At 47.8% G+C, this 12,329-nt stretch carries 10 protein-coding genes and 1 other RNA gene; 2 read left to right on the top strand and 9 right to left on the bottom strand.

Annotated elements, in window-relative coordinates; all coding sequences use genetic code 11:
* Nucleotides 1–3: 3 nt before the first annotated feature.
* The 7 genes from L466_RS15625 to smpB all read right to left on the bottom strand — a co-directional run bounded on the left by L466_RS15625 (nt 4) and on the right by smpB (nt 9,160).
* Nucleotides 4–1,182, bottom strand: coding sequence for a restriction endonuclease subunit S (locus L466_RS15625; protein WP_032681955.1), 1,179 nt, complete (start codon nt 1,180–1,182; stop codon nt 4–6).
* Nucleotides 1,179–2,783, bottom strand: a complete 1,605-nt coding sequence (locus L466_RS15620) for a type I restriction-modification system subunit M (protein WP_032680462.1) — start codon at nt 2,781–2,783, stop codon at nt 1,179–1,181. Before L466_RS15620 ends, L466_RS15625 begins: the two co-directional genes overlap by 4 nt.
* A gap of 94 nt (nt 2,784–2,877) precedes the next feature.
* Entirely contained in the window at nt 2,878–6,264 is a 3,387-nt protein-coding gene (locus L466_RS15615) for a DEAD/DEAH box helicase family protein (protein ID WP_032681956.1), read from the bottom strand.
* Between the two features lie 74 nt (nt 6,265–6,338).
* Nucleotides 6,339–6,536, bottom strand: a complete 198-nt coding sequence (locus L466_RS23920; RefSeq protein WP_155962756.1) for a helix-turn-helix domain-containing protein — start codon at nt 6,534–6,536, stop codon at nt 6,339–6,341.
* 243 nt (nt 6,537–6,779) lie between these two features.
* A complete protein-coding gene (locus L466_RS15610; RefSeq protein WP_032680463.1) occupies nt 6,780–8,021 on the bottom strand; it encodes an integrase in 1,242 nt (413 codons plus the stop codon).
* Between the two features lie 203 nt (nt 8,022–8,224).
* Nucleotides 8,225–8,588, bottom strand: a transfer-messenger RNA (tmRNA) gene (ssrA, locus tag L466_RS22990).
* An 89-nt stretch (nt 8,589–8,677) separates the two neighbouring features.
* The gene (gene smpB / locus L466_RS15605; RefSeq protein WP_008502505.1) at nt 8,678–9,160 is read right to left on the bottom strand and encodes an SsrA-binding protein SmpB; all 483 of its coding nucleotides are present in this window, start codon (nt 9,158–9,160) and stop codon (nt 8,678–8,680) included.
* 156 nt (nt 9,161–9,316) lie between these two features.
* Here smpB and L466_RS15600 point away from each other — a divergent pair, with 156 nt between their 5' ends.
* Together L466_RS15600 and L466_RS15595 are read left to right on the top strand one after the other, a co-directional pair.
* On the top strand, nt 9,317–9,754 hold the full coding sequence (locus L466_RS15600; RefSeq protein WP_024908332.1) for a type II toxin-antitoxin system RatA family toxin: 438 nt from the start codon (nt 9,317–9,319) through the stop codon (nt 9,752–9,754).
* Nucleotides 9,744–10,031: an RnfH family protein gene (locus L466_RS15595; RefSeq protein WP_032680464.1), complete on the top strand. Its 288-nt coding sequence runs from the start codon at nt 9,744–9,746 to the stop codon at nt 10,029–10,031. Before L466_RS15600 ends, L466_RS15595 begins: the two co-directional genes overlap by 11 nt.
* 99 nt (nt 10,032–10,130) lie before the next feature.
* Here the strand turns inward: L466_RS15595 and bamE are convergent, their stop codons facing one another.
* Together bamE and recN are read right to left on the bottom strand one after the other, a co-directional pair.
* Nucleotides 10,131–10,469: an outer membrane protein assembly factor BamE gene (bamE, locus tag L466_RS15590; RefSeq protein ID WP_014171256.1), complete on the bottom strand. Its 339-nt coding sequence runs from the start codon at nt 10,467–10,469 to the stop codon at nt 10,131–10,133.
* Between the two features lie 138 nt (nt 10,470–10,607).
* Nucleotides 10,608–12,269 carry a DNA repair protein RecN gene (gene recN / locus L466_RS15585; protein WP_032680465.1) on the bottom strand — a complete coding sequence of 554 codons (1,662 nt, stop codon included), beginning with the start codon at nt 12,267–12,269 and terminating at the stop codon, nt 10,608–10,610.
* Nucleotides 12,270–12,329: the final 60 nt, after the last annotated feature.

Genomic DNA, 12,329 nt, shown 5'->3' on the forward strand with positions numbered 1-12,329 from the left:
TCCTTAGAGTCGGCCTGAAAAAGCTTGCTGATTGAGAGAAGCAAACAAATCTGATTGATCGTTCACAAATTTCTCAACTCTATTTTTTAGCAAAGCCCCATTCCTACATATATTCTGAAACTGTCTCTGCTTCTCTATAGGAGGCAAAATGATATTTAATTTTTTCAGATTTGCTTGTGAAATATTTGGCATAGATCCTGCTGCACCAGATGCTAGAGATTGCACTTTAGACCTCATGGACCTATTTGAAAGTAATTTCCATAAAAAATACTTATCAACGCGATTGTTAGTATTGAGCCTAAAAATTAAATCAGGCAATAATAATTTACTTCTGGTATCTTCGACTAATGCAACAGCCGCTACCAATTCATAAGTATTTTTTCTGGTAAAGAGTAAATCATTCTTCTTAACTTCATATCTCGGATCTGGAACAAAATCAGGGAGTACTGCTTTATTTTCACCAGCGAGGTAATTACATTTTGTTACCGCTCCCAATTTCAGTACTCCCCACTCATCTTGCGCTGCCCGTCTGGTTTCACATCTAGGACTTTTTCCGCTCTCAATTGATTCGAGAACATCCCCCAAACTTACTATCATCCATCCTTTCGAATTGGTCACCGGATTACCAAACATATCCAAAAATACAGCGTGAAGTAATTCGTCGGTGATCCTGAGAACTTGCTGGCGTTTATGACGTATTGCATCAGCCTTGTCTAGAATGTCGGCGATGCGTTTTTGCTGGGTTAGCGATGGAAGAGGAATCTCTAATGATTCAAAATTGCTTTTATTTATAATTGCTATCGTTGTCGATGAAGCCAAAGACTCCATAATCGGTTTTAATCGAGAGAGGCAGTAGTATCCATATTTTGGATAAACTTTATCTTTATCGAAAATAACAGAGTTAATTTGCTGGTTTGTCGCTACTTCTCGTGCAGCAATCGCAAGCTTCCCTAAAGAGCCGATACAACAAACCATAACAGCATCTCTTGGAACAAGCTTTAACTTCGAAGCGCCCTTTTCAGTAATAGTTTGGGGGCTATCACTCACATAAATGCTGCCGCTCAGTTCTGAGGGAGTTATGAATGGAATTTCTCCACCAAAGTTATCATCCTCCAATTTTGAAGGTGTTTTACCTGTTATAACTTTAGCGACATCTTTGATAGCAACTAATGGCCAACTCATAGCATCTCCTCCAAATCATTCAGATCAGCCATAATCTCGCTTTCCAGAACTTTCAGCTTTTTAATAATAGTTTTCGGGTCCTCAAAAAATTCTTCTTCATACACCACTTTCTTGTAGCGGTTTATAGATAGGTCGAATTTATTGGCGACAATATCTTTTGCATCTACAACAAAGGCTTTCTGGGTTTTGTCCCCAAACGCGTTGTTGATCTCTCCCGCTGAAGCATTCTTCTGTACCAAAGAACAATATTGCTTCCACTTAGTGATGGCATCGGGCAGGTCGTTACTGCCTTCTCCTTTTAGCGGGGTTCGCTTATCATCCAATGAATAACCGTCGGCTTGCAGATCATAGAACCACACATGCTCTGTGCTGCCACCTTTGGTAAACATCAAAATGGCGGTGCTTACACCGGCATAAGGTTTAAACACACCACTAGGTAGGCTCACGATACCTTCAAGTTGATTATTTTCTATCAACTCCTGGCGCAGTTGCTGGTGGGCTTTGGACGAACCGAATAAAACCCCATCGGGCACGATCACCGCGGCACGACCACCGAGCTTAAGTGCTCGCAGAATATGGGCAACAAATAGTAACTCTGTCTTTTTAGTTTTAACTAAACCTAACACATCAGGATTAGTGTTACTCTCGTCCAGACTTCCTTTGAATGGCGGGTTAGCGAGGATGACATCGAAGAAGTTTTCTTCCTGCTGTGGGAAGTTTTCTTTAATGGATTTACTGAGGCTGTCCTGATAGAGAATCTTGGCTCCATTCACCCCGTGTAAAGCCATGTTCATACTGCTGACACGCAGCATTGTTGTGTCGAAATCGAAGCCCCAGAACATGTGTTTGTTGATATGATTGCGGTAAGGCTCTAACAGGTCGCCAGAGTAATGTTTGTTACCTTCCTCGTCTTCAAAAATACCAGCTTTACTGGAATGCACACGGTTTAGGTATTCCATGGTGCGAGTGAGGAATCCGGCGGTGCCACAAGCCGGGTCGCAAATAGTTTCAGTAGGCTGGGGAGCAGCCAGTTCGATCATGGCGTCGATAATATGTCGTGGGGTGCGGAACTGGCCATTGATACCGGCGGTGGTAAGTTTGCTGAGTAGATATTCATAAATATCGCCTTTGACGTCGCTGTTGGTCAGAGGTAGTCCATCCACCATCTCCACAGCGCTGACCAGTACCGATTCATTTTTGATTTCAAGATCGGCATCCTGCATATATACACCGATATGACCCAAGGCTTCGATAGCGCTACCTTCATTGCCCAAACCATCATGCTCGTCGGACTTCTTGCCGAGTTTTGCGAAGTAAGGGAAAACATTTTGCTTTAGGTGCTTGTGCAGTTCTTTACCATAAATGTTTTTAAAATTTTTCCAGCGTAGTAGTTGCCCTGCAGGTGTGGTGGGGAATAGTCGGTCAAAATTTTTGCCCGTGCGGTTCGCTTTGCGCTCAGCCATGTCCTCTTGCATATCGAGCATACGGGCAAACATCAGGTAGCTGATCTGCTCTATAACTGTTAGAGGGTTGGTGATACCACCAGTCCAGAATTTTTCCCAAAGTTTGTCGATATCGTTACGTATTTGGCCAGTTAGCATGTTTTTCTCTGTTCATTAAAAAGTGTCAGATAAGCTGCTTCGCCACTTATCCAATCAAAAATACTTAATCCGAATAACGTTACATTTATCGTTTTCATTCGTTAACTAAATTACGGGAATCTTCCTGCTTCAAAAAAGGCCCCAACACAGCTATCAGCTCGCCAACGTCATCGGGGGGAAATATGCCGTCAACGCCCTCGTGCGAAACTGAAACGAAAGGCTTGTCATATAGAGTGTCGATCACTATAGAACCGTGCTGGGCGATGTAATTTTTCAGTAAGTTCATGAAGCTCACCTGCTTTGCTGTAAGTGTAGGATGGGTGTGCAAAAAGCCTTTAAAGTGGTCTTCGATGGCTTGAGGGTCCAATCCTATTATTTCACGCAGAGTTAGGTACAGTTGGTTAGCTGTGCGACCGTAGAATTCATTGAGAACTTCCAAACTCACACCGGGATTGCTGGTGAGAATGGTAGAGGTCAAAGTTTTCAGTTCTTGCTCGGTAATAGATTCGCCTTTGTGGATTTTCTGCAAAGTAGGATTGTTCGAGATCATTTGATCCAGAATATTTTTGAGTCTGCGGCGGTAGAGCATCGCCTCGTTGGCACCTGCGATTATTATCTCGCGGTCTTTAGCATGTAAGCCAGAGTCACTTGTTTTTGTTGTTGGCATGGAGTACACACCGCCACTATTAGTTTGTCGATATTTCATAATGCCGCGCAGTTCTCTGCGAGCCTCTTCCAACTTATCAATAGTGGTGTTTCGCCAGAAGTCTGCACTGCGCACTTCCGCTATGATGGCATCTTTATGGCGTACGGTCTGAATGTTAACCGCCAGTGTATCAAGCTCAGTTAACAGTTGAGCTCGACCATCGTCAAAACCGCTTGCTTGCTCCACCAGGTTACGCTCTATGATGGCTATGAGCTTATCCAGTTGAATAGCGTGTTTGTCGCGTAACACACGGGCTGACATTAATGGAGCGATATTATTGACCAGCAAATGTTGGGTTTTAGCATCAAAGCGCTTTAATAAATCGGTTTGCTGTAACTGGTGTACAACCCGCAATTCACGTTTTACTGCAATACTGGTATCAGGCAAGTCGTTAATATCTGCACGCAATAACTCAATAGCGGCATCAAAGGCGGCAGCATGATTTTGTCGTAAGGCTGCCTGTGCAAGTTCAAACCGGGCTTCGAATGTGGTTTGCAGTAAGGACTTGCCACCGGTGTCTTCAGGCTCTTGGTATTCTTCTTCAAAGAAATCGAAGTTGCCATAATGGTCAAAAATCAGAAATTCAGTTTTGTGCTTGCCTGGCCCGAAAAGATCAGGCCTCAGGCGCGTGCCTCGGCCAATCATCTGCCAGAACTTTACCCAACTTTTAACAGGCTTGGCAAATACCAGGTTAACCACTTCGGGTACATCGATGCCCGTATCGAGCATGTCGACCGAAATAGCGATTCGAAATTCATTGTCTGCCTTTTTGAATTCCTTGATTAGGCTTCCGACATGGGGAATGTCATTGTGGATGACCTTGCATACTTTGGTACCGTACTGCGGGTACAACTCGCAGAAGATTTTTTCAAGGTGCTCAGCGTGTTCCTGACGTTGGGCAAAGATGATGGTTTTACCGATTAGAGAACCGGTTTCATCTTTAATGCCATTGTTGATCAGATTTTCCAGAATAATGCGGTCAGTATCTTCACTGAAGATCTTGCGGCCAATGTCTTTACCCGCAATGGTGGTGTTCCGGGCTTCTTCCTTACCTAAGTCTTCTTCGAGTTGGAATTTCTGTGTTTCAGTAAGGTCATTGTAGTGAATACCATCACGCAGAAAGTCGGTTGTAAGATCTTTTACCCGAAACGGTACCAAATATGATGGCTCATTGTTAATCGCTGCGTCCAGCCCAAATTCAAATGTAGGGTCAGTAGTTTCGCAGTCGAATATATCAAACGTATTGCGACTGATAAATTTCACGGGAGTCGCTGTCAGGCCCACTTGAAGGGCATCGAAGTATTCAAACAGGTCGCGGTATTTGTTGTAGATCGTGCGATGAGACTCATCAGCAATGATCAGATCAAAGAAGCCCACATCCAATTGAGCGAAACGGTTCATCATGCCGGGATAAGTAGCAATATAGATACGTGCACTTTGATCAATCTTATTGGTTTCACCGATCACACATCGCGGCTCAGATGGTAGATTTTGCTTAAACGCATCATCGGCCTGCACCCGCAACTCTTTGCGGTCACACAAAAAAAGAGCACGTTTGGCCCAACCAGTGCGAAGCAGTAATTCAGCTAGTGCAATGGCAACGCGGGTTTTTCCTGTACCGGTTGCCTGAATAATCAATGCCTTGCGGCGCTGATTTTGGAAATGGGCCGCAACTGTTTTGATGGCTTCAATCTGGTAAGGGCGATCAGCAATACTAAGTTCTGGGTTGAATTTTTCCAATTCAGCGGCACGGTAATGGCGTTGATAGATCAGATAGTCCAGGCTGTCTTTACTGTAGAAGCCATACACCGGACGATAGGTATTGTATTGGTGATCGTCCCAAATGAAAGTTTCGTAGCCGTTGGAATAAAAAATTACCGGGCGCTGATAACCCATATGCTCAAAGGCATCGGCATAAAAGCGAGCCTGCTCACGACCTGCTTGAAGATTAGTATTACCAGATTTTTTCGCTTCGATAACGGCCAGCGGCTGACCGTTATCGCCCCATAGAACATAATCCACCCGGCCTTTACCTGAGGGATTGTTGGGAAAGAGAACTTCAAATTCCTGACCAACCTGATCGGGGTTCTTAGTATCCCAACCGGCTTGCAACAGCATGGCATCGACCAACAATGCACGGGTTTTAGCTTCGTTCCATTGCAGGCTATCAGCCACTTTTTGGCTCTGTTGCTGGCGTTTATGTTGATCGGACTTGACGATAGGCTCAAGCTTATCGATATTTCGAGTTCGTTCAAGCTCCACCTGTGCCATCACTCTTTCGAGCTCTTCCTGCTGTTTTTGCAGTTCTTTTTCGTAACTAGAAACTGATTTTTGAAGTTGATTCAGAGTTGCCGTTGGGTCTTTTACATCGACAAAAGAGGGAATTTGATCCTTTTTTTTGTTGTAGTACTTAATTCCCATGTACATGGCCAACTGATGTGCAGTCTCCAGTGCCATTTGTGCATTACGTATTTCGCCTTCGGCTCCGTGCGCTGTATCGTTACCTTGTATACGCAAAAAATTGATCTGATGAACCAGCGATTTGCTGACGCAGTCTTTAAAAACCGGGCTCTTGATCAGCTCATAGAAGCTGGATTGTGGCATGCGTGGCAGCAGTTCGTGCTTGTAAATAGCCTTGGTCAGTTCTTCAGCAAAACTACGCAGGCGGGTGAGGGCGCTGCCTGGATCAACATGCAGTACCGCTTCGGCCAGACCACCGAGGTTGGCGAGCAAATCATTCTCAGGTCGTAAGAATTCAAAGTTAAATGATTTCATAATAATTTTATACCCCAACCGGCCCACGTCCCACATAAGCAAGTTTCAGCAATGACCGTGCCAACATTATGTAATTACTGGAAAATACTGTTTTTTCCCATCCAATTGTTCAGCGTCTGGTAGTTTTTCAGCCCGGGTAGCTTTGCTGCCTTGGTTTTTTTCTGGCCGCTATCCAACGCCCCGAGTTCAATCTTAGATGTCGTTTCCTTGTACATTAAAGTTACGCTATTACGGCTAAGACCGGTTTGACGCAAAACGTCAGAGATCTTCATTTTTCACTCTCCCATCCTGCGAGCGAGATGGCAACGTATCATGGTCGGGCTCTACGATGGATTCAATTGAGCCAGATAATAACCCTTAAATATGAGAAAAATTAAAGATAAAGAGAAATATTTTTTGCGTAATGATGATTAGCTGCTGACTAAACTATCAAGTTTTAACAACAAGCTAGGTCAAAGAAGATACCGTGCAGAGAGCCCCCCTCATCGAGGGGAGCACTTTTCATCGAGTTTTAGCTAACCGACTAACCTGAGACCTTTTACTCCACGATCAACTACATTTCCACGATCCGCATTTATCACAAAATCAGCCCACCATTGCATCATCGGACGACGTTGCTCAAGATAATCGCTACGATTATAGGCACGACGTACCTCATTTTTGTCTACATGAGCCAATGCTGCTTCAATGACATCAGGTGAAAATCCTTCCTCATTGAGTGCCGTACTGGCGATAGAACGCAAGCCGTGTGAAACAAGTACACCTCCTAAGCCTGCACGCTTGAGGGCTGCATTCACTGTCTGACTGTTCATCGGCTGGGTTGGTTTGATGCGACTGGGAAAGATAAACTCTCGGTCACCACTGAGTGACTTCATCATTTCCAGAATAGAGAGAGCCTCATCGGATAGTGGAACCGTATGGTCCCGGTTCATCTTCATTCGGGTTGCAGGAATTTTCCATTCGCTAGCATTGAAATCGATCTCATCCCATCGAGCCTCTGCAGCTTCGGCAGGGCGGGTAATGGTCAGAAGCTGCCACATGAACAGACACCGCGTGGACACACTGATACTTGCCGTGCGCATAGTCTGCATTAATTGTGGAAGTTGATCCGGGCGGATACTAGGCATGTTTTTCTTCTGCGGTTTCTCGAATGCTTTCCCGATGTTTACGCTGGGAACCGCATCAATCAGGCCCGTGTTCTGCGCATAAATCATGACTTCGTTAATTCGCTGACAAAGGCGTCGGACGGTCTCTAATGCACCTCTGGCCTGAACCGGCTGAACTGCTTTAACCAGAGTATGAGCCTTAATCTCAGTGACGCTGATATCACCGATTGCTGGGAAAACATCTCTCTCAAGCGAGCGCCAGATATCGTCGGCATAGTCCTCTGTTACGCTGGCTTTCTTCACATTCCACCAACGCTCGGCAACTAACAGGAAAGTGTTGGTTTTGGCCTCTTGAGAATTTCTCACCTGTTCTTTCTGATGTTCCAGAGGATCAATGTCTTTCGCCAATAAAACTTGAGATTCGGCTCTGAGTTTACGTGCATCAGAAAGTGAGACGGCAGGGTAGGCACCGAAGCTCTGTTTGGTTCGTTGTTTGGTCAGAGGCCGATAGTAACGGAACTGCCAGAGCTTACTACCGCTGGACTTGATTAACAGAGTAAGCCCGTCACCATCATACAGCTGGTAATCGGCATCTTTAGGTTTGGCGGCTCTGATTTCCGTATCGGTTAACGGCTTGGTTTTTCTTGCCATGGGGAGTCTCCCTGCGTTTAGGCCCAACGAAAACAATAAAGCTTTTCGTTGGGCCTATCAATGGGCCTAAAAGGTTCGGATTTAATTAGTTCTCTTCGGACTTCGCGGGACAAATTGAGGGCACAAAAAAGCCCGCAGGGCTTGCGCCGTGCGGGCTCTTAGGACTTCATCGGATGACTCTGGTAATCACCGATGGAGAATTTTGGTGGAGCTGGCGGGAGTTGAACCCGCGTCCGAAATTTCTACATCCTCGGTACTACATGCTTAGTTTGTCTTTACATTCGCACGCCAGCTGCGAACAAACACGCCACTAACGTACTAGCCTGATTAGTTTTAACGCTTCAACCCCAGGCAGGGCTTCCACGCGATCTCTTTTGGGTTTGACCTCTCTTGAATCCCCGTCTTAAGAGCGGAAGCTAGGGAGAGAGGGCTCAGAGCAGGTTATTAAGCTGCTAAAGCGTAGTTTTCGTCGTTTGCGACTATTTTTTTGCGGCTTTTTACGAGGCAAACCGCCCCTCGGCATGCACCTTGGGTTTCGCAAATCCCGTCGAATCCAGAATCAGCCCCAATAGTGTTGAACTGAGTATACCAGATTTTAGATCCTGGATACCAGCCCGGAACGCTAACTTATTGAATAGTACAATAAGTGCGCAGAATCAACGTCCTGCGTTTTTCATAATACGTGCTTTGTCGAGCTGCCATTCGCGCTCTTTCAGATCGGTACGTTTGTCGTGCTGTTTTTTACCTTTCGCGACGCCAACTTTCACTTTGCACCAGGCATTTTTCCAGTACAGCGACAGGGCAACCACGGTGAAGCCTTCACGGTTAATGCGCCCATAAAGGGACTCCAGTTCACGCTTGTTCAGCAGCAGCTTACGGGTACGCGTTGGGTCACACACGTAGTGTGACGAGGCGACGGTCAGCGGCGTGAAGTTGGCACCGAACAGGAAGGCTTCGCCATCTTTCAGGATCACGTAGCTATCACCGATGTTGGCTTTCCCGGCGCGCAGCGATTTTACTTCCCAGCCCTGCAATGCAAGGCCAGCTTCGAATTCTTCTTCAATAAAATACTCGTGGCGAGCACGCTTGTTGAGCGCAATGGTCGCCGAGCCTGGTTTATGTGCTTTTTTCTTCGTCATAAGTATCGTAAAGCCATCGGTAATCTGATTTCAAAAAGTCACCTCATTGCGTCCTGTGAGGTCTAACGCGCTATATTAGCACGAGATGAGGCTTAGCGTTTTTTTAACAGGTGATAAATGTTATTATTTGTCGGTTGTGTGACCATGGGAAATGCTATGCCTCAGATTAGCCGTACTGCGCTTGTTCCATACAGCGCGGAACAAATGTATCAGTTAGTGAACGACGTTCAGTCTTATCCAGAGTTTATTCCGGGATGTACCGGGAGCCGAGTGCTGGAGTCTGGCCCGACGCAGATGACGGCGGCGGTCGATGTCTCCAAAGCGGGGATCAGCAAGACGTTCACCACCCGCAATACGCTGACGAGCAATCAGAGTATTTTGATGCATCTGGTAGATGGTCCTTTTAAAACCCTGATGGGGGGCTGGAAGTTTACCCCCCTCAGCGCTGATGCCTGTCGCATCGAGTTCCAGCTGGACTTTGAGTTTACCAATAAACTGATTGAGCTGGCGTTTGGCCGCATCTTTAAAGAGCTGGCCTCGAATATGGTTCAGGCGTTCACGACCCGCGCCAAAGAGGTTTACAGTGTCGCATAAGATAGCTGTCGAGGTGGTGTATGCGCTGCCGGAGAAGCAATATCTGCAGCGTGTGATGCTGGAAGAAGGTGCGACCGTTGAGGCGGCTATTCGCGCTTCTGGCATCCTTGAGCTTCGTCGTGACATCGACCTGGCGAAAAATAAAGTCGGCATTTACAGCCGTCCGGTCAAACTGGCTGATGTGGTGAATGAGGGTGACAGGGTCGAAATTTATCGCCCGCTGATTGCCGACCCGAAAGAGCTGCGTCGCCAGCGTGCGGAGAAATCGGGTAAGTAGTTCGCTCCTCACCTTAAGCCTGTTCTCAAAGGGGCGAGGGTGATGAAGGAAGACAAAAAAGGTGCTCATTGAGCACCTTTTTGCATCTCTGACACCTGATTATTTGGTCAGGGCAGGCTTGTTGTCGATGTTGGTCAACACACCGGCGCTGCTGAAGGTCAGCGTCAGCGTCTGCTGGGACGCGTCTTCATGGCCCGGCTGCTGACGGAATACATAGAACCAGGTGTTTGTGCCGAACGGATCGGACATCATTGGGGTTCCAAGTGCATAAGCGACCTGCTGTTGTGTCATCCCCACACGGATTTTGGACACATCGTTAGGGGTAAGGTAGTTCCCCTGGTTGATGTCAGGACGGTAAACCACTTTCTCCAGAGTGGAACAGCCTGCGGTCAACATCAGAAGAACCGCTGCGGCAGCGGTCAGCATTTTACAACGCATAGTGATTTGATTCCTTTTCGGGCCCGAGCAGAACGCGGCTCATATGTTATATGCCGATGATAATAGACCTTGCCCCACTTTGAAACCGGTCTGGCGGCGTTTTTGTTGTTCTCTATGACCCTGAGATCCCGAAAAAGTTTATGCCGCCAGCAGTTCTTTCGCGTTCGCGAGCGTATTTCGCGTGACTTCACTGCCGCCCAGCAGGCGTGCCAGCTCCTGCAGACGTGCGCGTTTATCCAGTGGCTTCATGTGCGTTTCCGTCATTTCACCGTCAGTTTCTTTGCTGACGATAAAGTGATGATGACCACACCCGGCCACCTGCGGCAGGTGGGTAACACACATGACCTGCGTTGATTCACCCAACTGGCGCAACAGTTTGCCGACGACTGCCGCTGTTGGGCCGCTGATCCCCACATCCACTTCATCGAAAATCAGCGCCGGGGTTTCCATTTTACGTGCGGTAATCACCTGAATCGCCAGCGCGATACGCGACAGTTCACCGCCGGAAGCCACTTTAGAGATGGGCTGCAACGGCTGCCCCGGGTTGGTGGTGACGCGGAATTCGATACGGTCCGCACCTTCCGCCGTCAGATGGTTCTCTTCGAAACGGACATCGATGGTGAATACGCCGTGCGGCATCGCCAGCGTGTGCATGCTGTCGGTGATGTGCTGACTCAGTTCCTGGGCGTAATGTTGACGGATCTCATGCAGCTGTTTCGCCGTCGTCAGCGCCTGTTCATGGTGCAGGTTCACCGCCAGTGACAGGGTTTCCAGCGAGTCAGCCTGATCGTCAAGCTGCTGCTGTTCATCAAGCAGGGACTGATAATAGCCAGGCAGCTCTTCTGGCATAACGTGGTGCTTGCGCGCCAGCGAGATCTGACGGGAGATGCGTTGCTCCAGCTCAAACAGACGGTTCGGGTCGAGATCCAGACGTTCACAGTAGTGGCGAAGTTCGTCACTGGCTTCTGAAATCTGAATCGCGGCCTCTTCCAGCATATCCAGTACGCCAGAGAGTTTGCTGTCCATGCCGGCCAGCTCGGTGATGAGCTGACGAACATTATACAGCTGGCTCTGCAGGTTCACGTCTTCACCGTCAGCCAGCATGTTAAGGGCATTCTGGCTGGTTGAGAGCAGGTGACCGCTGTTAGCCAGGCGCTTGTACTCTTCGTCGATAAGCTCAAATTCACCCGCCTGCGGGCTAAATTCGTTGAGTTCTTTAAGCTGGTATTCCAGAAGCTCAGCGCGGGCGGCACGCTCCTGGCTTTGCTGCTGGTGCTGGGCAAGCTCACGGCAGCTTTGATGCCACTGGCGATAGTGCTCCGCCATGCGCTGAGTAAGTGCGTACTCACCAGCATAGCCATCAAGCAGCGCTTTCTGCTGCTCCGGTTTAATGAGTTGCTGGTGCGCGTGCTGGCCGTGGATCTGAATGAGTAACTGGCCGAGCTCGCGAAGCTGGGAAAGCGGGACTGCAGTGCCGTTGATAAAGCCGCGGGAACGACCATCGCTGCTGATAACGCGACGAAGTAAACACTCACGTCCGTCTTCCAGCTGGTTCTCTTCCAACCAGCGCAGGGCAGCAGGGGTATCTTTCAGGGAGAAGCGAGCGCAGAGATCGGCACGGTTTGCGCCCCTGCGCACCATGTCACCTTCTGCACGGCCGCCGAGGCACAAGCCGAGGGCATCTATGGCAATGGATTTACCCGCTCCGGTTTCCCCGGTGATCGCCGTCATGCCGCTGTGGAAATCGATCTCAAGCTCACGAACTATGGCAAAGTTGCTGATGGTCAGTTGTGCCAGCATAATTGTTTTCCTGTATGAAAAACCATAACTGTGTTTTCATACAGTATAAACTGGTTTTAT

Source organism: Enterobacter sp. BIDMC 30 (assembly GCF_000534355.1).
Lineage (GTDB): Bacteria > Pseudomonadota > Gammaproteobacteria > Enterobacterales > Enterobacteriaceae > Enterobacter > Enterobacter ludwigii.